The 19,492-nt window shown below is 57.6% G+C and carries 23 protein-coding genes; 17 read left to right on the top strand and 6 right to left on the bottom strand.

Features of this window, described 5'->3' with window-relative positions:
* Positions 1-47: 47 nt before the first annotated feature.
* The 10 genes from ACU6HM_RS01925 to ACU6HM_RS01880 all read left to right on the top strand — a co-directional run bounded on the left by ACU6HM_RS01925 (position 48) and on the right by ACU6HM_RS01880 (position 7,394).
* Entirely contained in the window at positions 48-779 is a 732-nt protein-coding gene (locus ACU6HM_RS01925; RefSeq protein ID WP_026483044.1) for a YebC/PmpR family DNA-binding transcriptional regulator, read from the top strand.
* Positions 780-826: 47 nt separating this feature from the next.
* Positions 827-2,116: a phosphoribosylamine--glycine ligase gene (gene purD / locus ACU6HM_RS01920; RefSeq protein WP_022983309.1), complete on the top strand. Its 1,290-nt coding sequence runs from the start codon at positions 827-829 to the stop codon at positions 2,114-2,116.
* A gap of 21 nt (positions 2,117-2,137) precedes the next feature.
* Positions 2,138-3,043 carry an oxygen-dependent coproporphyrinogen oxidase gene (gene hemF / locus ACU6HM_RS01915; protein WP_022983308.1) on the top strand — a complete coding sequence of 302 codons (906 nt, stop codon included), beginning with the start codon at positions 2,138-2,140 and terminating at the stop codon, positions 3,041-3,043.
* A complete protein-coding gene (gene nadD / locus ACU6HM_RS01910; protein ID WP_009456143.1) occupies positions 3,034-3,651 on the top strand; it encodes a nicotinate (nicotinamide) nucleotide adenylyltransferase in 618 nt (205 codons plus the stop codon). Before hemF ends, nadD begins: the two co-directional genes overlap by 10 nt.
* Before the next feature lie 8 nt (positions 3,652-3,659).
* Positions 3,660-4,064: a ribosome silencing factor gene (gene rsfS / locus ACU6HM_RS01905; RefSeq protein ID WP_009456142.1), complete on the top strand. Its 405-nt coding sequence runs from the start codon at positions 3,660-3,662 to the stop codon at positions 4,062-4,064.
* Between the two features lie 73 nt (positions 4,065-4,137).
* Positions 4,138-4,608 carry a 23S rRNA (pseudouridine(1915)-N(3))-methyltransferase RlmH gene (gene rlmH / locus ACU6HM_RS01900; protein ID WP_009456141.1) on the top strand — a complete coding sequence of 157 codons (471 nt, stop codon included), beginning with the start codon at positions 4,138-4,140 and terminating at the stop codon, positions 4,606-4,608.
* Between the two features lie 24 nt (positions 4,609-4,632).
* Positions 4,633-5,244: a Maf family protein gene (locus tag ACU6HM_RS01895; protein ID WP_336971387.1), complete on the top strand. Its 612-nt coding sequence runs from the start codon at positions 4,633-4,635 to the stop codon at positions 5,242-5,244.
* Positions 5,245-5,394: 150 nt separating this feature from the next.
* On the top strand, positions 5,395-6,168 hold the full coding sequence (dsbG, locus tag ACU6HM_RS01890; RefSeq protein WP_336971385.1) for a thiol:disulfide interchange protein DsbG: 774 nt from the start codon (positions 5,395-5,397) through the stop codon (positions 6,166-6,168).
* A gap of 21 nt (positions 6,169-6,189) precedes the next feature.
* On the top strand, positions 6,190-6,492 hold the full coding sequence (locus tag ACU6HM_RS01885) for a DsrE family protein (protein WP_009456361.1): 303 nt from the start codon (positions 6,190-6,192) through the stop codon (positions 6,490-6,492).
* Between the two features lie 131 nt (positions 6,493-6,623).
* Positions 6,624-7,394 carry a MipA/OmpV family protein gene (locus ACU6HM_RS01880; protein ID WP_009456452.1) on the top strand — a complete coding sequence of 257 codons (771 nt, stop codon included), beginning with the start codon at positions 6,624-6,626 and terminating at the stop codon, positions 7,392-7,394.
* Between the two features lie 7 nt (positions 7,395-7,401).
* Here the strand turns inward: ACU6HM_RS01880 and ACU6HM_RS01875 are convergent, their stop codons facing one another.
* The 6 genes from ACU6HM_RS01875 to ACU6HM_RS01850 all read right to left on the bottom strand — a co-directional run bounded on the left by ACU6HM_RS01875 (position 7,402) and on the right by ACU6HM_RS01850 (position 12,576).
* Positions 7,402-7,779, bottom strand: a complete 378-nt coding sequence (locus ACU6HM_RS01875) for a hypothetical protein (RefSeq protein ID WP_009456454.1) — start codon at positions 7,777-7,779, stop codon at positions 7,402-7,404.
* 142 nt (positions 7,780-7,921) lie between these two features.
* The gene (locus ACU6HM_RS01870) at positions 7,922-9,376 is read right to left on the bottom strand and encodes a YdgA family protein (RefSeq protein ID WP_009456455.1); all 1,455 of its coding nucleotides are present in this window, start codon (positions 9,374-9,376) and stop codon (positions 7,922-7,924) included.
* Positions 9,377-9,454: 78 nt separating this feature from the next.
* Positions 9,455-10,330 carry an NAD(P)-dependent oxidoreductase gene (locus ACU6HM_RS01865; protein WP_446763285.1) on the bottom strand — a complete coding sequence of 292 codons (876 nt, stop codon included), beginning with the start codon at positions 10,328-10,330 and terminating at the stop codon, positions 9,455-9,457.
* A 117-nt stretch (positions 10,331-10,447) separates the two neighbouring features.
* On the bottom strand, positions 10,448-11,095 hold the full coding sequence (maiA, locus tag ACU6HM_RS01860; protein ID WP_009456458.1) for a maleylacetoacetate isomerase: 648 nt from the start codon (positions 11,093-11,095) through the stop codon (positions 10,448-10,450).
* 33 nt (positions 11,096-11,128) lie between these two features.
* Positions 11,129-12,100: a 4-hydroxy-3-methylbut-2-enyl diphosphate reductase gene (gene ispH, locus ACU6HM_RS01855; protein ID WP_009456459.1), complete on the bottom strand. Its 972-nt coding sequence runs from the start codon at positions 12,098-12,100 to the stop codon at positions 11,129-11,131.
* On the bottom strand, positions 12,100-12,576 hold the full coding sequence (locus ACU6HM_RS01850) for an FKBP-type peptidyl-prolyl cis-trans isomerase (protein WP_223254057.1): 477 nt from the start codon (positions 12,574-12,576) through the stop codon (positions 12,100-12,102). Before ACU6HM_RS01850 ends, ispH begins: the two co-directional genes overlap by 1 nt.
* A gap of 49 nt (positions 12,577-12,625) precedes the next feature.
* Here ACU6HM_RS01850 and radC point away from each other — a divergent pair, with 49 nt between their 5' ends.
* The 7 genes from radC (at position 12,626) to ACU6HM_RS01815 (ending at position 19,487) form a co-directional block, all read left to right on the top strand.
* Entirely contained in the window at positions 12,626-13,297 is a 672-nt protein-coding gene (gene radC, locus ACU6HM_RS01845; protein ID WP_302356932.1) for a RadC family protein, read from the top strand.
* 93 nt (positions 13,298-13,390) lie between these two features.
* A complete protein-coding gene (locus ACU6HM_RS01840; RefSeq protein ID WP_254498988.1) occupies positions 13,391-14,233 on the top strand; it encodes a MurR/RpiR family transcriptional regulator in 843 nt (280 codons plus the stop codon).
* A 272-nt stretch (positions 14,234-14,505) separates the two neighbouring features.
* Complete coding sequence (locus tag ACU6HM_RS01835; protein ID WP_022983306.1) at positions 14,506-15,924, top strand: MFS transporter; 1,419 nt, start codon at positions 14,506-14,508, stop codon at positions 15,922-15,924.
* Between the two features lie 38 nt (positions 15,925-15,962).
* Positions 15,963-16,640 carry an aspartate/glutamate racemase family protein gene (locus ACU6HM_RS01830; RefSeq protein ID WP_035272554.1) on the top strand — a complete coding sequence of 226 codons (678 nt, stop codon included), beginning with the start codon at positions 15,963-15,965 and terminating at the stop codon, positions 16,638-16,640.
* Positions 16,641-16,690: 50 nt separating this feature from the next.
* Positions 16,691-16,972, top strand: coding sequence for a hypothetical protein (locus ACU6HM_RS01825; RefSeq protein ID WP_009456465.1), 282 nt, complete (start codon positions 16,691-16,693; stop codon positions 16,970-16,972).
* Positions 16,973-17,324: 352 nt separating this feature from the next.
* Positions 17,325-17,591: a type B 50S ribosomal protein L31 gene (locus ACU6HM_RS01820; protein ID WP_009456467.1), complete on the top strand. Its 267-nt coding sequence runs from the start codon at positions 17,325-17,327 to the stop codon at positions 17,589-17,591.
* Positions 17,592-17,891: 300 nt separating this feature from the next.
* Positions 17,892-19,487: an ArnT family glycosyltransferase gene (locus ACU6HM_RS01815; RefSeq protein WP_446763284.1), complete on the top strand. Its 1,596-nt coding sequence runs from the start codon at positions 17,892-17,894 to the stop codon at positions 19,485-19,487.
* The last annotated feature ends 5 nt before the right edge of the window (positions 19,488-19,492 follow it).

Below are 19,492 nucleotides of genomic sequence, written 5' to 3'. Positions count from 1 at the left end.
TAGATCTGTTTTTCTTTGAACGTAGTCTACTGAATTGGTAATACTTTATGGCCGGACATAGTAAATGGGCGAATATTCAGCACCGTAAAGGTCGTCAAGACGCAAAACGGGGCAAACTTTGGACCAAGATCATTCGTGAGGTCACCGTGGCCGCACGTGCCGGCGGCCCTGACCCCGAGTCCAACCCACGTTTGCGCATGGCCTGGGACAAGGCAACCGCTGCCAATATGCCCAAAGACAACATTCTGCGCGCCATCCAGCGCGGCGCAGGCGGCGCGGATGATGCCAACTACGAAGAAATTCGCTACGAGGGCTACGGTATTAACGGCGCGGCCGTGATTGTGGACTGCATGACCGACAACCGTCAGCGTACGGTCTCGGATGTGCGTCACGCCTTTACAAAAAATGGCGGCAATCTGGGTCTGGACGGCTCGGTCGTGTTTCAATTCCGCCACTGCGGTCAGTTTCTGTTCGCTCCGGGCACTTCGGAAGACACGATTATGGAAATCGGCCTGGAAGCTGGTGCCGACGATATCGTGACCGACGAAGAAGGCCTGATCGAAGTGCTGTGCGCTCCTACGGACTACCCGGCTGTGCAAGCCGCGTTCCAGGCCGCTGGCCTGACGCCTGAAGTGGAAGGCGTGGTCATGAAAGCCCTGAACGAAACGGAACTGAGCGGCGACGATGCCGTCAAGATGCAAAAACTTCTGGACGCACTGGAAGGCCTGGACGATGTCCAAGAGGTCTACACCACCGCCGTCATGGACGAAGCCGAATAAGCTATTTCTGAAAACTCCTCTTTGCGGGCCCTGCCCGACTCATCACTATGAAGCTACTTGTTGTCGGCAGCGGCGGCCGTGAACACGCCTTGGCATGGCGCCTGGCCCAATCTGCACGCGTGCAGACTGTCTACGTTGCCCCGGGCAATGGCGGTACCGCGCGTGCCGAACGTATTGAAAACCTGGCCATCACCGATATCCAGGAACTGATTGCCTTTGTGAAGCAAGAAAAAATTGCCTTCACTGTCGTCGGCCCGGAAGCACCGCTGGCCGCAGGCATTGTGGACGCCTTCCGTGCGGCCGGTCTGAAAATCTTTGGTCCCACCCAGGCTGCCGCGCAGCTGGAAAGCTCCAAGGACTATGCCAAAGCCTTCATGGTGCGCCACAACATCCCGACGGCGGCCTACGCGACCTTTACCGATCCGGACGCCGCCAAGGATTACATCCGTCAGCAAGGCGCTCCCATTGTGGTCAAGGCCGATGGCCTGGCCGCTGGCAAGGGCGTGATTGTGGCCACCACGCTGGAAGAAGCATTGGGCGCCATTGACGACATTCTGGGTGATGGTCGCTTTGGTGCCGCCGGTGCCCGCGTGGTCGTGGAAGAATGCCTGACCGGCGAAGAAGCCAGTTTCATCGTGATGTGCGACGGCAAGAATGTGCTGCCCATGGCTACCAGCCAGGACCACAAACGCCTGAAAGACGGCGACCAGGGCCCGAACACAGGCGGCATGGGTGCTTACTCCCCCGCCCCTATCGTCAGCCCCACGCTGCATAACCGAATCATGCGCGAAGTCATTCACCCCACCATGCAAGGCATGGCCAAGGAAGGCTTGCCCTACTCCGGCTTTCTGTACGCGGGCGTGATGATTGACGATGGCCCGGACGCTACCCGCCCCATCAAGGTGCTGGAATTCAACTGCCGCATGGGCGACCCTGAAACCCAGCCCATCATGATGCGCATCAAGAGCGATCTGACCGAAACCTTCGAACTGGCTCTGGCTGGCAAGTTGGACGAGGCCACTATCGAATGGGATCGTCGTACTGCCATTGGCGTGGTACTGGCCGCGGCCAACTACCCCGAAGAGCCTCGTACTGGTGATGCCATCACGCAATTTGCGAAAGACACCGACGAGTGCATCACCTTCCATGCAGGCACGCAGATGAAAGACGGCACCGTGGTCACCACGGGTGGTCGTGTATTGTGTGTCACCGCCATGGCCGACTCCATCCGTCGCGCTCAGGAAGCCGCTTACGAGGCCATTTCCCAAACGCATTTCGACGGCAAGCAATTTCGCACCGATATCGGCTGGCGCGCTCTGCCCAGCAGTGAATCCTGATTGTCGCAGCAAGGTCTTTTCATGTCTTTACCCATTGATACCGTCCAGGCTTATTTCCGTCAGTTGCAAAGCCACATCGTGGACACTCTGGAGCAGCTGGATGGCACGCCTTTCGAGTCGGACCAGTGGGATCGTCCAGAAGGCGGTGGCGGTCTGTCCCGCCTGCTGGAGAACGGCCCTGTTTTTGAACGGGCTGCCGTTCTGTTCAGCCATGTCAAAGGCCACACCCTGCCTCCATCGGCCAGCGCCCACCGCCCTGAACTGGCCGGACGCCCTTGGGAGGCCATGGGTGTTTCACTGGTGATTCACCCGCGCAATCCCTTTGTACCCACCACGCACATGAATGTGCGCATGTTTGTGGCCCAGGCCCAGACAGCGGATCAAGAGGATGTGTTCTGGTTTGGTGGCGGTCTGGACTTGACGCCCTACTACCTGCACGAAGACGATGCCCGCCATTTCCACCAGGTGTGCCACGATGCTCTGGCGCCGCACGGTGCGGATTACTACCCGCGCTACAAGCGCTGGTGCGACGAATATTTTTATCTGAAGCACCGCAACGAGACCCGTGGCATTGGCGGCATTTTCTACGACGACCTGAACGAGCCCGGCTTTGAAGCCAGCTTTGCCCTGACCCGCTCCGTGGGCAATTCCTTTACCGATGCCTATGCACCTATCGTGCGTGCCCGCATGGATCAGGAATACACCCAGGCGCATCGAGACTTCCAGGCCATTCGTCGCGGCCGCTATGTCGAATTCAATCTGGTCTTTGACCGTGGCACCCTGTTTGGCCTGCAATCGGGTGGCCGTACGGAATCCATCCTGTTGTCCATGCCACCCCAGGCGAGCTGGCGCTACAACTGGTCGCCCGAACCCGGCACACCAGAAGCGGCCCTGGCGCAATACTTGGTGCCTCGCGAATGGATTTAAAGCGTGTCGGGCTCCTGGGTGGCAGTTTCGACCCCATCCATAAAGCTCATGTGGCGCTGGCGCTTGCCGCGTTCGACCAGCTGCAGCTGGACCAGGTTCAGTTGCTGCCCGCTGCCCAGCCCTGGCAACGCGACGCCTTGGGTGCCAGCACCCAGGATCGTTTGGTCATGGCCGAGCTGGCCGCCCAAAGCCATCCGGGCTTGCAGGTCAACCCCGTAGAGATCGAGCGCGGTGGCCCAACCTACACCATCGACACGGTGCGCAGCTTGCCCGCCGGGTCGCGCTACTACTGGATTTTAGGCAGCGACCAACTGCATAATTTTTGCAGCTGGAACGACTGGCAAGAAATTCTTGAATACGTCGAACTGGCTGTTGCCCAGCGCCCCGGCAGTCCTTTGGAGACGCCCGTCGCCTTGCAGCAGGAACTGAGTCGACTTCAGCGCCGTTTGCATCAGATTGACTTTCTGCCCATGGACATCTCGGCCACCCAGATTCGGGAGCGAGTGCAGCGCGGTGACAACATCACCGCCCTGGTCCCGGAAGAAGTCGCTCAATACATTGACAAAAAACGGCTCTATCTTTCCCACCCACAGGCGCGCCCTGTATAGTTCTTTTTATGAATATAGAAACACTTCAACGACTCGTCATCGATGCCCTCGAGGACGTCAAAGCTCAAGACATCAAGGTCTTTAGCACTACCCACATGACCGGCCTGTTCGATCGTGTGGTCATTGCCAGTGGTACTTCCAACCGGCAAACCCGCGCTCTGGCCCAGAGCGTGTTTGACAAGGCACGCCAAAACAAGGTCGAAGTCCTGGCCCATGAAGGCGAGGACACCGGCGAATGGGTGTTGCTGGATTTGGGTGACATCGTGGTGCATTGCATGCAGCCGGCCATCCGCCAGTACTACAACCTGGAAGAACTTTGGGGCGAACGCCCTGTCGAAGTGGAACTGCTGCCGCAATCGCGCCAGGTTCCACCGGCTGGCTTTTTCGCCAGCGCCGACGAAGACGAAGACTAAGCCCTTCCACTGTCCTGTCGGCAATACCCGGGCCGCAGCTTACGATGCGGCCTTTTTTCTTTTACGACATTCCATGAAACTCATTGTCATCGCGGTAGGTCAGCGCATGCCCGACTGGGTGGAACAAGGCTGGCAGGAATATGCTCGCCGCATGCCCCAGGACTGCGCCATAGAACTGCGCGAAATCAAGGCCGAACCCCGTACCAGCGGCAAGACGCCTGCCCAGATGATGCAGGCCGAGGCCAAACGCATTGAAGCGGCCATTCCCGCCCAGGCGATGCGCATCGCCCTGGACGAACGCGGCAAGGACCTGACCACCGTCAAGCTGGCTCAGGAGCTGGAGCGTTGGCGCAGCAGCGGTCAGGATATTGCCATTCTGGTCGGTGGCCCGGACGGACTGGATGCGGCACTCAAGCAAAGCTGCCACGGCATGTTGCGTCTGTCCTCCCTGACCCTGCCCCACCCCTTGGTACGTATCTTTCTGGCCGAGCAACTGTATCGCGCCTGGTCCGTCATGACCGGGCATCCTTACCACCGCGCCTGAACCTTCTTTTAGTCCTGGTTTCTTATGCCTTTTCAGCCCATCTATCTGGCCTCAGCCAGTCCACGTCGCCACGATCTGCTCAACAGCATCCAGATCACTCATGAAGTCCTGCATGTGCCCAGCCCTCCGGGCGAGGATGAACCGCGTCTGGAACAGGAAGCGGTGCTGGATTATGTCCGTCGCACGGCTCGCGACAAGCTGCTGCGCGCCCTGGAATGGCGGGCACAGTACAGCAGTCTGGATCAGGAGCGCGCTATTTTGAGTGCCGACACCACGGTCTGCATGGACGAGACCATATTTGGCAAACCTTCTGATCTGGCCGATGCCGCACGTATCTTGCGCGAGCTCTCGGGCCGCCGTCACAAAGTGATGACCGCCTTATCCCTGGGCGTAGGTGGTGTGGAGTTTGAAAGTATCAGCATCAGCGAAGTCAGCTTCAAAACTCTGAACGAACAAGAAATTGCGGAATACTGCGCCAGCGGCGAGCCTATGGGTAAAGCGGGAGCCTATGGCATTCAAGGTCTGGGCGGTGCCTTTATCAGCCACTTGAGTGGCAGCTATACCGGCGTAATGGGCTTGCCTGTTCACGAAACCTACCGCTTGCTGGAACTGGCCAATCTGAAGATCCGCGCTTAAAGACCGGCTAATGCAGAGAAACAACCTGATCAGAACAGGAATGGGGAACTATCCAGGCAAGGCCTAGTCCCATTCTTTTATTCAATTTTGATCTTAGTATATATTTTCTGGATATATACATTCACCGACTGTTTTGCAGGATTAACCACCATGCCGCTTTCCTCTTTTTCGATCCGTCTTGCCTTGGCCGGTTTACTGTGCGTCAGCACCGTCGTCCAAGCCGCCGACCGCCCCGCTGCCCTGAAGGCCCTGGAAGAGCAAGGGCTATCCATTGTGGGCGAATTTGATGCTCCCGGTGGTCTGAAAGCCTGGGGTGCGTATAGCGGGAATCGCGCATTGGCCATCTATAACCTGCCCGACGGGCAGCACATGATGGTGGGCACCATGATCGATGCCAAGGGTGAAGAGGTACGCCCGGCCGGTCTGGACGAACTGGTGCAACCCGCCATTGCCAAGGACATGCTGGGCAAACTGGAAAAATCCCGCTGGATCAAGGATGGCGACGACAAGGCCCCACGCGTGGTCTACGTGTTTACCGACCCGAATTGCCCTTACTGCATGCAGTTCTGGCAAATGGCTCGCCCCTGGGTTGAGTCCGGCAAAGTACAGCTGCGCCACGTCATGGTGGGCATTCTGGCCCCCAGCAGCAGCCTGAAATCGGCTGCCATCCTGGCTGCCAAGGATCCCACAAAGGCCTTGAACGAGCACTCTTTGGCCATGCTGAAAGATCGCAGCGCCGGAGTGAAAGGCCTGGACAGCGTGCCCAGTGATATCGAAGCCGATCTGACCCGCAATGAAGATCTGATGATGGGCTGGGATTTGCGTGCCACCCCCGCCATGGTCTGGCAGGATGAGCAAGGTCGCATTCAAATGCAGACCGGCGCTTCACCCGATATTACCGAACGCGTTTTTGGCCCACGCTAATTTCAAGCAGGACGTTTATTCATGAGCACTCGTGTTCTCTTGCATGCCCCCACCGTTCATGCCCTGGAGCGCGCCCGCAGCAATGCGCGCAACTTGCTCAAGGACATACCGGATGCCCAGATTCGCATCATCGCCAATGCGCAGGCCGTTAAAGCTTGCGTAGAAGGCGCGGAACACGATTGCGACGCCTACACCTACCTGTGCCCCAACACGCTGCGCAATCAGTCCCTCAGTGCGCCAGAACGCTTCCAAACCTTGGAGCAAGGGGCCATCACTGCCCTGGTGAAACTGCAGGCGGAAAACTGGATTTACATTCGAGCCTGATGGGGTGTAGGGCCAGAACAACAGACCATACTGGCCGGTCATGATTCTGCCTGCCCCCACCCAAACCTTGATACGATAGCTAAGCTCGCGACAAGCGGGCCTGTTTTTACCCGTATCACAAGGAATCTGTCATGCCCACCCTCGTCCGTTCTGCTCTGCGTCCCTGCCTTTTACTGGCTTTATGTGCTTTAGGAACCAGCCAGGCACTTGCACAGCAAACTACCGTGGGTGTCGGTGTTGGTTTTGCCCCCAAGTACGAAGGGGCTGACAGCTACGACGGCCGTTTCTACCCTCTGCTCTCGCACCGTAACGGCCATTTTTTCCTGGCCCCCAAAGCAGGCATGCCTGCCATCGGTCTGCAAACCAATCTGACAGACAACTGGACTATCGGTACTTACGCCGCTCTGGCCCGTGCCCGTAAATCCGGTGATGCCGACCGCCTGTACGGAACTGATGATATTGATCGTCACGGCAATCTGGGTGTATTTACTGCTTACCAACTGGGCAATGCCAAGATTGAAGGCAGCTACTACCAGGCACTGAAAAGCGGTTATGGCGCCACGGCCGTTCTGGATTTGAGCTACCGCCTCTGGAACGATCAGGACAGCAGCTTCTCGCTGGGTGCCGAATTGAAATGGTCCAACGAAAAAGCCATGCGCACCTACTTTGGCGTGAAGTCGCATGAAGCTGCTGGCAGCAATGGACAACTGCGCACCTACCGCCCTGACGCTGGTTTGCGCTCTTATGCCTTGTACGGCCAGTACACCCACAAGATCAGCGAAAGCTGGTCCCTGCAAGGTCTGCTGGGCGTGAACACCTTGGGTGAGGAAGCCAAAGACAGCCCGCTGGTCGAGAAGAAAAGCAGCGTCTTTGGTGGCGTAGGCTTGGGCTACAGCTTCTAAATTCCTGTCAGGGTCTGCCGACCCGCTTGACCGTCAAGCCGTTGTGTTCCAGGCGTGCCTGCACAACGGCTCGATGATCGCCCTGAATCTCCAGCGTTCCCTCTTTCAGCGTCCCTCCCGCTCCACAGGCGTTCTTCAGTTCCTTGACCAGCGCCTTGAGCTGCTCCTCGGGCATCACCAGGCCCGTTACCACGGTCACTCCCTTCCCTTTTCGCCCCTTGGTTTCCAGACTCAAGCGCACCGGCCCCTGAGCCTGAGACAGGCTTTGCTCGCGCCGATTCTCCTCGCAACGACATTGCTTTTGTGGCTGCCCGCAATCAGGACACATACGCCCTTGTTCCGTGCTGTACACCAGCCGAGACAGCTGATCCGATAAGCTGGCCATAAAATCTGGCTCCCTTCGCTGATTAAATAAAAAAGGCCCCCACGCTGCGCCTTCGGCTTGCGCTCCACCCTGGGACGGCCCGACAGTAAAAAAAAGCCCACCGAATTTCGGTGGGCTTTACGCTGGACCAGGCCCAGACGAATTACATCATGCCCATCAGGACCAGACCAAGCAATTGCTCGGAAGTGAAACGCTGACCGTTGATGTCGAACACGCGATCCTTGCCCTCGTACTTGATGGTCGTGGAAATGCCGTTCTCGTCATTCTTGACCATATTGGATTCGGCGTAGGGAGCGACAGCCGCATCCAGAATCATGTCCAGCATGGCAGCATTGCCTTCTTCAGGCGACAGGCCTTCAGCCTTGTCCATCTCGGCAGCCAGGCCACGCAGCATGGGCTTGGAAATCAAAACATCCAGCTGAGCAGCAGGAATGGCTTCGATCCACATTTCAGGGCTGGTTTGCAGCTCTTGCAAGGTCGCATTGGGTTTTTGGAAGTCCATGCGCAGCGTGGCTTTGGACTCGCCAGCGGCGGTGTACCAACGCAGAGGCTCAACACGCAGCACAGGCTTGTGCTCCAGCGCCTGCAGCACCAGTTCCATCATCTTCTGAGCCGTTGGGCCATCTACCGAATCCATATCGTTTTGCAGATTGGAATCGGAAATCAGCTTGGACAGAGCGGAGATTGCAGGTGCGTAAACGCGGTCAAAGTTCATCGACAGCTCAACCGAACCCAGCTTGACCTTGTCTTCAAACACCAGATCAGTCAGCGCGTAAACAACCTTGGTATCACTGACGGAGTCTTTGGTGACCGCATCGGAATTGATGGCGATCTGCTTGAAGGTAATGCCATCGGTCTCGGCAGATTGCATCTTGACGTCATCAACGCTCAGCTTGCCGACCTGGGTGCCGCTGACATTGATGTCACCGTCTTGCTTGAAGTCCACCACGAAGTTGGAGGCCTCAAGCTTCAAGGGATCTGCGCTGATGTCGTCAACAAACAGCTTGGGGAAGCTGCCGGTCACAACAATATCTTTGCTCTTGCCACCGGCTTTGGTGCGCAATTGACCACCGCTGAAGTCCACTTTGACTTCGTCGCCTTGGTGCTTGATGGCTTCAAAATGCACATTGGAGTCCACGGCACCGTCAAAACCGACCAGGCTGTCCGCCCACAAAGGGGTCTTGTCGCCCGTCAGCTTGTACCAGCCTTCGGTGTCTTTGGTCTTGACCAGAGTGCTGTGCGACAAGGCGGCAACAGGAGTGAAGTTGCCCAGAGCCATTGCCGACATAGGCAGCGGGCCATGGCTGATCTTGTCATCAAAAGTCAGCTCCAGAGGCTTCTCTTCAGCGTCGGAAGGCTTGATGGTGATGGTGTAACGAGCAGTAGAGGAAAATACGCCACGTTGGTAGTCCACCACGTTCATGACGACCGACTCGCTCATGCCCATTTGCTGCATCTGCTCGGCAGCCAGGGTGTTGAACTGGGCCACTTTCTCACCCACCAGCGCTTCAGTTTTCTTACCGGTGTACCAGGTCGAACCGCCGTATGCGGCCGCTAACACGACAACCAGTGTGACCAGCCCTGTACTTTTCTTCATGACTTCCCTTTTGTAGACCTACAGTCCCAACTTCAAATAGCCGACATAATACCGAAACTAAGTTTGACTGATGGTAGTTTATTCCCCGTAATTGTAACTATTCACATGTGTAATGCGAGCGACATCGTCTGCGCCCAAGCCCAAACGATGGGCCGCACGATAGGTTTGCTGGGCTGCATGAGCCACTGGCATGCTGGTGTGACTGGCACTGGCCAGCTCCGCCACGGTATTCAAATCCTTCAACATGGTATCGACCGACGCTTTTACTTGATTGTCGGGCGTAGTCATGCGCGGCACGAACAATTGCAGCAAAACCGAATCGGCCCAACCGCCCCCCAGGGCCTCACTGATTTTGGAGGCGTCCACGCCATTGTCATTGGCCAGGCTCAAGGCCTCGGCGATAGCGGTCAAGGTGGTGGCCACAATGGTCTGATTGCATAACTTTGTTACTTGGCCGGCCCCTACCGCCCCCATCAAGGTGACGCGCTGCGAATACGCGGCCAGCACCGGACGAACACGATCCAGCTGCGCCGCCTGCCCGCCCACCATGATGGCCAGCGTGCCTTGTTCTGCTCCGCCCACACCACCGGATACCGGAGCATCCAGCCAATGAGCCCTGCAACGTTGCTGCAATTGGGCAGCCATCTCGCGTGTGGCCTGTGGAGGAATCGAGGAATGGTCCACCACAATCCGCAAGGCTCCCTGCACCGACGCCAGGCCCTGCTCGCCCAGGACCGTGTCGTGCACCGCCTGTGCATCGAAGACACACAGGAAAACGGCTTCGCACTGCTCGGCCATTTGCGCCGGGGTATCGCACCAGTGGGCACCGGCTTCGATCAGGGCTTGCCCCTTGTCTTTGGAACGATTCCAGATACGAACCTGATGACCGGCCTTCAACAAGCGGTGCACCATAGGCTGACCCATACGGCCCAAACCACAAAAACCAATATTCATGTCTCGTCCTTTACGCCCCCAACATCATCCAGCCAATTGAAGCGGGGCAAGAAAAACCCGCCTGTCAGGCGGGTGAAGTCTGGTCGGCCCAACAAGGGACCGCCCTTATGCTGATACTCAAGCCGCGTCGGGCTGGCGGTCGGGGGCCGCTTCCTGAAAGGCGGACAGCTCCAGACATTTTTCCTCCACAGCCAAGAGGCGTGGAAATGTGCTGAGATCAATGTCAAAACGACGGGCATTGAACATTTGAGGAATCAGGCAGATTTCGGCAAGACCAGGAGTATCACCAAAAATAAAGTCATGATCCTTTTTGCCATGGCGCTGCACCAAGGCTTCCAGGCCTTCCAACCCTACGCTGACCCAATGGCGATACCATTGATTGCGAGCATCCTCCTGGGCGTGCAGTTCGTTTTTCAAATACTGCAACACGCGCAGATTATTCAGCGGATGAATATCACAAGCCACGGTTTGGGCCATGGAACGTGCCCAAGCCCGCTCTGCCGACGCTTTGGGCAACAAAGGCAGTTCAGGATAGCGTTCGTCCAGATATTCCAGGATGGCCAGGGATTGCGTGATGATCAGACCATCATCATCCAAAGCAGGCAGCAGTTGCACGGGATTGACCTGCACATAATCGGGCTGATGCTGCTGACCACCATCCTTGAGCAGGTGTACAGGCTTGATCTGGTAGTCCAGCCCCTTGAGGTTCAGACCAATCCGCACCCGGTAAGCGGCGGAACTGCGAAAGTAGCTATACAGAATCATCTTGTCTCCTGTCCACCCTGCAAAAATCGTTTTTTATTTGTTCAGGCTTTCAATCTTGCGCGACAGTTCTCGGGGCAGCGGGAAGGCAATGTTTTCTTCCACACCATCCAAGGCCCGCACTTTGCCTACGCCCAGTTCCTGCAAGCGCTGAATCACCTGATTCACCAGAACTTCCGGAGCAGAAGCGCCGGCCGTCACACCCACGCGCTTTTTACCGACCAGCCAGGCCGGATCAATCATTTCCGGTTTATCCAGCAGATAGGCTTCAGCCCCCTTGCGTTCGGCGACTTCGCGCAAACGATTGGAGTTGGAGCTATTGGTACTGCCCACCACCAGGACCAGATCACACTGTGGAGCCATGATCTTGACCGCATCCTGACGGTTCTGTGTGGCATAACAGATATCGCTTTTCTTGGGTTCCACAATATTGGGGAAGCGTTCACGCAAGGCCTGGGCCACAACTGCCGCATCGTCCACGGACAAGGTGGTTTGCGTCACAAAGGCCAGCTTGTCGGGATCGGCCACTTTCAGGTTAGCGACGTCCTCGGGCGTTTCCACCAGGTACATGCCGCCGTCAGCCTGCCCCAGCGTACCCTCGACTTCAGGGTGTCCGACGTGACCAATCATGATGATTTCCCGGCCTTCGGCGCGCATGCGAGAGACCTCGATATGCACTTTGGTCACCAGCGGGCACGTGGCGTCAAAGACTTTCAGACCACGCTTTTCGGCATCGTCACGCACCTGACGCGATACGCCGTGAGCCGAAAAAATAACGATTGCACCCGAGGGAGCCTCGTCCAGCTCTTTAATAAAGATCGCCCCTTTATTGCGCAGGTCTTCCACCACGTAACGGTTATGGACGATTTCATGGCGCACGTAAATGGGTGCGCCGTGCAATTCCAAAGCGCGTTCGACAATATCAATCGCGCGGTCGACCCCAGCACAGAATCCACGGGGCTGGGCCAGAACAACCTCAGCGTTCTGAACGGGAGTAGCTTGACTCATTACAGAATCCCCAAAATATGTACATCCAGGCGCAAGGCCACGCCGGCCAAGGGATGGTTGAAATCGAACAAGGCCGTCTTGTCGTCGATTTCCTTGAGTACACCCGAATAGCGGCTGCCATTAGGGGCGGCAAACTCCACCATATCACCGGGTACGAACTCCACGCCTTCGGCGGCATTGCTGGCCAGCATTTCGCGAGTGATGCGCTGCAAGAGGTCCGGGTTACGGGCGCCGTAAGCATCTTCAGGGGTGATGTCGAGCTGAAAGCGCTCGTCTTCACGATGCCCCAGCAATTTCTCTTCCATGCCAGGAGCCCACTGACCATTGCCCAGTTGCAAGGTCGCCGGGCGGCCCGTAAAGGTATCCGCAAACACAGAGCCTGCCGCCGGGCCACTGGCCAGCTCTATACGATAGTGCAAAGTCAGGTAGGAATCCTGACGGACAATTCCAAGCTCGGAACTAGCAGAGTTACTCACGATCGCTCACTATAGAAAATCATTCAATTACCGCATTTTAGCGTTTCTTATGGCCACATCCACTTTACGCCGCCAAGGGCCCCGTGAGCGCATGTTGGCGCACGGTCCTGCCTGTCTGAGCACCCCGGAACTGCTGGGTATTGTCCTGCGCACCGGTACACGCGAGCGCAATGCTGTCGAGCTGGGCCAGATGTTGCTGGACCATTTTAACGGACTCAAAGGATTATTATCGGCCGATGCGTCTGCCCTGCGCCAACTGGACGGAATCGGCCCGGCCAAATGCGCGGAACTGTTGGTTATCCGGGAACTGCAACGCCGCTGTGCCCTGGAATCACTCACGGACTTGCCGGTGCTGAACCAGGCGGACAAGGTGCGCGAATATTGTCTGGCCCATATTGGACATTTACCCGTGGAGCATTGCCTGGCCCTGTTTCTGGACAATCAGCTGCGACTGATCTGCGCCGAGGAGATCAGCCGGGGCACAGTCAACCAGGCTTCAGTCTACCCACGGGAGATTTTGCGCGCCGCCCTGCGTCACCACAGCTGCGCCATTATTCTGGCGCACAATCACCCTTCCGGTGCCGCCTATCCCAGCGCCTCCGATATCCGGCTGACCCGGCACATTCGCCAGGCACTGGCTTTGGTTGATATACGCTTGCTGGACCACATTATTGTCACGCCCAGCCAGACTGTCTCCATGGCCGAGCGCGGAGATCTATAGACGATTCAGGGCGATGAATGCCACCTTATTTTTGATACAGTTCCATGAGCTTCCCCGTAAAATCCAGAACACACTACAAGAGTACGGAGCGCCATGTCTGATCCCGCCGTCAAGTCCTTTGTTGGACGCGTACGTGACATTCTTCACGATCTATCCCCATCAGAGCGACGTCTGGCGGAATTTGCCCTGGACTTTCCGGGCGACCTGGCCGGCTACACCGCCTCGGAGCTGGCCTCCCTGGCCAATGTGTCCAATGCGACGGTCACCCGCTTTATTCGACGCCTGGGTTACAGCAATTACGAGGCCGCCCGCAAACAAGTGCGCTCCGAAAAGAAAGCAGGTTCACCCCTGTTGCTGGCAGCCACTGAAACGGAAGCCGAGCGCTCGCTGGCCACACACTTGCAGCAAAGTCAGAACAACCTGGCCGCTACCTATAGACGCATCCCCGACTCGTTGCTGAAAGAAATCGCCCAGGCCATTCTGGGTGCGCGCAAAGTATGGGTTCTCGGGTTTCGATCCAGCCATGCCCTGGCCAATTACTTTCGCTGGCAGTTGCTGCAAATCGTCCCTGAGGCTCAACTGATTCCCGGCCCTGGCGAGACCATGGGGGAACATCTGGCAGGCATACACGCTGACGATGTCGTAGTGATTTTTGCCCTGCGTCGCCGGGTGCGCAATATGGATCAGTTGATCGGGCAGATGGCGCAGCTGAACCCGAATGTGTTGCACATCACTGACCAGCTCAGCCCGGAGAAAAGTACTTGTCGCTGGACTCTGCGCTGTGATGTCCAGTCACCCGGTGTGCTGGATAACCACGTGGCGGTGATCGGGCTGTGCCATCTGATCCTGAGCCAGGTGATGGATCAGGCCGGTCCTGCCGGGCGTCGTCATCTAGGCTTGGTGGAGGCTTTCCACGACAGCTTTCTGGAGCTGTAGACCGCTACTCTCGTATTGCAGGCCCATATCAGGCACTCCGTAGTCAAGCCAGCCCAGAAGTTTCATGGCTGGAATCAGATAAGGATCCTACGCAAACGGCGATGATCCTTTTTTTTTATTAAAAATCCTTGTATATCAACGCCCTGCTCAGTCAATCAGTAGACACTGCAAAATCTTTCTCGTTTACCCTAGTTTTGAAAATATTTTTTCACGACAATAATGATTGAAAAAATAGTGCTGGGCTCATACACGCCCTGAAACGAGGAGAAACCATGTCTAGCAAGCAGCAACCCTTGCCAGCCGATACCGGGCAGGCACAGGCCAGTTCTACGGCCAACAATCACACGGTTCAGCAGCAACTGGAAAACTCGCTGGAAACCATAGGCGTCACCAACTCGCACCGCAAAGTGCTGGCCCTGATTTTGCTGGGCGTCCTGTTTGACGTGCTCGAGCAAAATGCCGTGGGCCTGGTCGGTCCGCTGCTGCAGGAACACTGGGGGCTGACGCCTCGTGATGTCGGGTTTCTGAACACCTTGACCTTCGCTGCCGCCGCCCTGGGGCGTTTGCTGTCCGGCTATATCGCCGACCACTACGGTCGCCGTGTCATGCTGACCATCAATCTGGCCCTGTTCACGCTGGGCGCCCTGATCTGCGCCCTGGCTCCCAGCTACTGGGTACTGGGCCTGGGTCGCATGATTGTGGGTTTTGGGCTGGGTGGCGAAATCTCGATTGCCGTCACCATGCTGGCCGAGTTCTGCTCCTCACGCTTTCGCGGCACGGCTGTCGGCACGATCAACGTCGCAGGTGGCGGTCTGGGCAATATGCTGGCCCCGGCCTTCGGCTTGCTGGTCTTCACCCTCTTTCCCGGCCCAGAAAGCTGGCGCTGGGTGTTTGGCCTGCTGGTCATGCCTGCCTTCATGGTGCTGTTCTATCGTCGCTACATTCCTGAAACGCCCCGTTTCCTGGTGTCGCAAGGGCGTATCGAGGAGGCCAATCAGGTTTTGAATATTCTGGCCTCGGGCAAGCTGGGCCGTCACGTTGCCAATCCCTATCCTTATTTGCACAGCGGCCCGCAGGCACAAAAAGCAGAGCGGGTGCGTTTGAACGAGATTTTTCAAGGCCCGCTGGCCATGCGCACCCTGGTGACCGGCATTGCCGTGTGCATGACTTATGGCGCACAGCTGACGGTTCTGACCCTGATGCCTACCCTGCTGGTGGAGCAAGGCTATTCTTTGGTGAAAAGCTATACCTTCACAATCCTGATGCAGTCGGGCAGCCTGCTGGGTGCCTTGACCGCCTCTTACCTGGGCTCCCGCGTGCCTCGCAAGCGCGTCTTCACCTACGGAGCGTTACTGGCTTGCGCCAGCGGTCTGGCCTTTGGCTTCCTGAGTTTCAATATCTACCTGGTGCTGCTGTTCGGTGCTGCTTTCCAGTTCTGCGTGCTGCTGCTCAACACCACGATCTGGATTTTCTCCCCCGAACTGTATCCCACCCGCGTCCGCGCCTTTGGCACCGCCTTCATTCTGGCACTAGGCACCCTGGCGGGCGCATTTATCCCTACGCTTAGCGGCTGGGTGCTGGAAGGCTACGGCGTAGCCGGCATGTTCACCTTGATGGCGGGCATGTACATCACCTTTGCCGCTGTCCTGCAGTTGGCGCCCGAAACCTTTGGTCGCCCCCTGGATACCTGATTCACTTAAAAAGCCGCCTTGCTGCGGCCCTTGTATTTATGTCTCATACCGTACTGCTCATCAACCCCAATACTTCCCGTCCCACCACGGACATGATGGTGGCGCTTGCCCAGGCTTGTTTCCAGAGCCTGCAGCGCCGCGACATCCAGGTCCGGGGGCTGACCGCCCCTGAGGGACCGGGCATGTTGACCGAAATGGAAGAACTGGAGCAGGCCGCCGCCATATCCAGGCACCCGCAGGTGCTAGCCCAGGCGCAAGACGTTGACGGCGTCATCGTCGGCGCTTTTGGAGATCCCGGCCTGCAAGCCCTGACTGAACGCCTCACGGTTCCGGTCATCGGCATCGGTCAGGCCTCCATGATGCTGGCTGCCCGAGCAGGCACGCCTTTTGGCATTGCCACCACCACCCCCGGTCTGGAGCAATCCATTCTGGATCAAGTACAGCGCTATGGCTGGAGCGAACAATTCTCCGGCCTGCGCCTGACCCCTACCGCCCCACTGGATCTGGCCCAGGCCCCTGATCGTCAGGATCAGGAACTGGCCGATAGCGTCGCGGCGTGTATCGAACAGGACGGTGCCCGCGCCGTCATCATCGGCGGCGGCCCACTGGCCCAAAGCGCCCAGGCCCTGCAAAGCAGGCTGGCTGTGCCGGTGATCAATCCCATCATTGCTGCCTGCGAGCTTATGGCCGAGCGCCTGCCCCCAGATCAGCCATAACACGCTGTACCACACAAGGAGACACCCCATGACAAGCAGCACCCTTGCGCATGGCCTTCATCAGCCTGATTATTGCCGTGTCCGGCACCATGGGTTGCATTCCGGTGTACTGGCAACTGCCTAACGCCGTTCTGGCAGGCTCGGCAGCAGCTATTGGCGTGGCCTTCATCAACTCGGTCGCCAACCTGGCCGGCTTTGGCGCGCCCTTCATGTTGGGTGCCCTGAAAGACGCCAGCGGTAATTTCCAAAGCGGTTTGTGGATTATTGCGGCACTTGAGCTGGCGGTCGGCATCTGGATTCTGTCTTTCCGCAAGCGCAAACAGATCGACTGACGACCTTATCGACCATCAAGCAAGACGCCCCGAACCCTGACAATCTCCGGGTTTCGGGACCTGACGCCCAACATTAGGCGGCTTCTTGTTGCGCTTGTGCCGCGCTTTGATGGAGTTTTCTTTGAAAAGCGGCGGCTCAATGCTAAAATTTCAGGCTTCATCGGATACGTGGCAAAAAGTCTTTAGGCATTATTCAATCGGGCAGGATGTCAAAACCCAAACCCGGTTAAAAAAACAGCCCTCTAGCTTTTTAGTGCCGGTACTTACAAGACTGGAAATCTGCCCTGCGCAGCTTTATTTTTGTAAATACGTGCCTTGCTGGCGGTCCTTATTTGTCAAAACAGGAATCATCATGAAAGAAGGCATTCACCCAGAATACCGTGACGTGGTGTTTCTGGACCTGCAAACGGGCAACTCCTTTATCACCCGTTCCACTGTCCAGACTCGCGAAACCACCGAAAAAGACGGTCAGACTTACCCGCTGTTCAAGTGTGACGTGACGTCCGAGTCGCACCCCTTCTACACGGGCGCTCAAACCCGTATCGTGGAAACTGGCCGCGTTGAAAAATTCCGCGCCCGTTTTGCCCGTACGGCTGGTACCGTCAAGAAAGGCGAATAAGCTCTCTTTCTCGGCATACCGCGTTCAGCGCAAAAAAGGCAGCTTCGGCTGCCTTTTTTTTACCGCACATTTCCCGGCCAAGGCGCCCCCTTTGCATTAAGATAGGGCGAATCAACAGACTGTTTTACCCTAGACGTGTCATCCAGCCTCATACCCACCTCCACCCCTGCTCGCCTGACTGCTACCGCTGCCGTCAAACTTCCCCGATTGGTCCTGCTGGTCGTTGGGACTATTTACATTCTTGCGGGTCTGTTTTTCCGCGATCCCTGGAAGGCAGACGATGTCATCGGGCTTGCAACCATGCTTACCGCTTTGTCAGATCCCAGCGGTCAGGCCTTGTTGTTGCCGCAGGTGGGCGATCTGGCACATGCCCAGGACGGGCCGCTGACCACCTGGCTGGGTGCCCTGTTCATTACACTGTTTGCGCCACTGCTCAAACTCTTTACCTCCGAGCTGAATGCCAATATTGTGGCGTCTCGACTGCCTAACCTGCTGTGGTTCGGCATGTTGGCGGCTTCGGTCTGGCACAGCGCCTACTGGCTGGCTCGACGCCCTGAGGCCCAACCGCTGCGCCTGCCCTTTGGGGGCGAGCCCTCGCCCACGGACTATGGGCGCATGATTGCCGACGCCACCTTGCTGCTGACGGTAGCCACGGTCGGCATCCTCTGGCGTATGCACGAAACCTCGGAAGTACCAGCCATCATTGCCTTCCAGGCTCTGGCTTTGTACAGCCTGGTGCGCATGTTTGACCGTCCCGCTTCCGGTGCGATCATGCTGGGCCTGTCTTTGGGCGCCTGCTTCCTGACCCGTGGCTGGCTGGGCGCTGGCCCCATCATGCTGGCTACCGCTCTGTGCTTCATTCCACGCGGCCCCTTGCGTCAGCACAGCCAATGGCTGGCCCTCAGTGCCGTCCTGACCCTGGCCATCATCATGGCCTGGTGGATTCCCGCCAAACGCGTCAGTGTGTACTGGACTGAACAGTGGCGTCTGTGGCATCTGGCCGCCTGGGGCTGGGCGGGTTTCAAGGAACAACTGAATAATCTGCGTGACTTGCTGTGGTTCCTCTGGCCGACCTGGCCTTTGGCACTGCTGGCAATGTGGCAGTGGCGCAGCTGGTTCAAGGCCCCGCATATTTATGTGCCTGCCATCAGCCTGCTGGTCCCGCTGCTGAGCCTGCTGTTTATCCGCGATGCCTTCGAGCCTGAATACGCCCTGCTGGTCGTACCTTGCGCCGTCCTGGCCGCGTTCTCGCTGCCCACCTTGCGGCGTGGCGTGGTCAATACGCTGGATTGGTTTGCCATCATGTGCTTCTCACTGACGGCAACCACGGTCTGGCTGGGCTGGATTGCGCAACAAACCGGCTGGCCACGTCAGATTTCGCACAATATCGCCCGCCAGACTCAAGGTTATGACACCTTTATCTCCTGGCCGGTCATGATTATTGCCGCGCTAGGTACGCTCGCCTGGATCGCCCTGGTACGCTGGCGCCTGTCCACCAACCCGCCAGGGCTGCTGCGCGGCACGGTCTTGTCTGCAGGTGGCCTGATTACGACCTGGCTCCTGCTGGTTACCCTGTGGATGCCCTCGCTGGACTACGTACGTAGTTACCGGGACGTCTCCGGTGAACTGTCCGCCGCCCTGCGCGAACACAGGCAGCCCGGCGAATGCCTGCGCTCCTGGGGCCTGGGTTCGGGACAACGAGCCTCCTTCCTGGTGTTTAACAACATCAAGATCAATTTCGACAACCGCTGCTCTTTGGTGCTGGAACAGTTCTCCCTGCGCGACCTGCAAGATGGCAAGGCCCCCATTCCTGACAATGCGGTCCAGCTCTGGCAAGGTAAACGCGGGCCAGATCGTCACGAGGCTTTCCGTCTGCTGCGAGTACAAGCTCAGTAAGTTTC

The sequence above is a fragment of the Alcaligenes sp. RM2 genome (genome assembly GCF_052931795.1).
Note: the sequence above shows the minus strand (reverse complement) of the source record. Positions and strands in the feature narration are given on the sequence as shown.

Coding starts and splice junctions, on each gene's coding strand:
- ACU6HM_RS01925 (WP_026483044.1), top strand. CDS start 48: ATGGCCGGACATAGTAAATGGGCGAATATTCAGCACCGTAAAGGTCGT.
- purD (WP_022983309.1), top strand. CDS start 827: ATGAAGCTACTTGTTGTCGGCAGCGGCGGCCGTGAACACGCCTTGGCA.
- hemF (WP_022983308.1), top strand. CDS start 2,138: ATGTCTTTACCCATTGATACCGTCCAGGCTTATTTCCGTCAGTTGCAA.
- nadD (WP_009456143.1), top strand. CDS start 3,034: ATGGATTTAAAGCGTGTCGGGCTCCTGGGTGGCAGTTTCGACCCCATC.
- rsfS (WP_009456142.1), top strand. CDS start 3,660: ATGAATATAGAAACACTTCAACGACTCGTCATCGATGCCCTCGAGGAC.
- rlmH (WP_009456141.1), top strand. CDS start 4,138: ATGAAACTCATTGTCATCGCGGTAGGTCAGCGCATGCCCGACTGGGTG.
- ACU6HM_RS01895 (WP_336971387.1), top strand. CDS start 4,633: ATGCCTTTTCAGCCCATCTATCTGGCCTCAGCCAGTCCACGTCGCCAC.
- dsbG (WP_336971385.1), top strand. CDS start 5,395: ATGCCGCTTTCCTCTTTTTCGATCCGTCTTGCCTTGGCCGGTTTACTG.
- ACU6HM_RS01885 (WP_009456361.1), top strand. CDS start 6,190: ATGAGCACTCGTGTTCTCTTGCATGCCCCCACCGTTCATGCCCTGGAG.
- ACU6HM_RS01880 (WP_009456452.1), top strand. CDS start 6,624: ATGCCCACCCTCGTCCGTTCTGCTCTGCGTCCCTGCCTTTTACTGGCT.
- ACU6HM_RS01875 (WP_009456454.1), bottom strand. CDS start 7,779: ATGGCCAGCTTATCGGATCAGCTGTCTCGGCTGGTGTACAGCACGGAA.
- ACU6HM_RS01870 (WP_009456455.1), bottom strand. CDS start 9,376: ATGAAGAAAAGTACAGGGCTGGTCACACTGGTTGTCGTGTTAGCGGCC.
- ACU6HM_RS01865 (WP_446763285.1), bottom strand. CDS start 10,330: ATGAATATTGGTTTTTGTGGTTTGGGCCGTATGGGTCAGCCTATGGTG.
- maiA (WP_009456458.1), bottom strand. CDS start 11,095: ATGATTCTGTATAGCTACTTTCGCAGTTCCGCCGCTTACCGGGTGCGG.
- ispH (WP_009456459.1), bottom strand. CDS start 12,100: ATGAGTCAAGCTACTCCCGTTCAGAACGCTGAGGTTGTTCTGGCCCAG.
- radC (WP_302356932.1), top strand. CDS start 12,626: ATGGCCACATCCACTTTACGCCGCCAAGGGCCCCGTGAGCGCATGTTG.
- ACU6HM_RS01840 (WP_254498988.1), top strand. CDS start 13,391: ATGTCTGATCCCGCCGTCAAGTCCTTTGTTGGACGCGTACGTGACATT.
- ACU6HM_RS01835 (WP_022983306.1), top strand. CDS start 14,506: ATGTCTAGCAAGCAGCAACCCTTGCCAGCCGATACCGGGCAGGCACAG.
- ACU6HM_RS01830 (WP_035272554.1), top strand. CDS start 15,963: ATGTCTCATACCGTACTGCTCATCAACCCCAATACTTCCCGTCCCACC.
- ACU6HM_RS01825 (WP_009456465.1), top strand. CDS start 16,691: ATGGCCTTCATCAGCCTGATTATTGCCGTGTCCGGCACCATGGGTTGC.
- ACU6HM_RS01820 (WP_009456467.1), top strand. CDS start 17,325: ATGAAAGAAGGCATTCACCCAGAATACCGTGACGTGGTGTTTCTGGAC.
- ACU6HM_RS01815 (WP_446763284.1), top strand. CDS start 17,892: ATGCTTACCGCTTTGTCAGATCCCAGCGGTCAGGCCTTGTTGTTGCCG.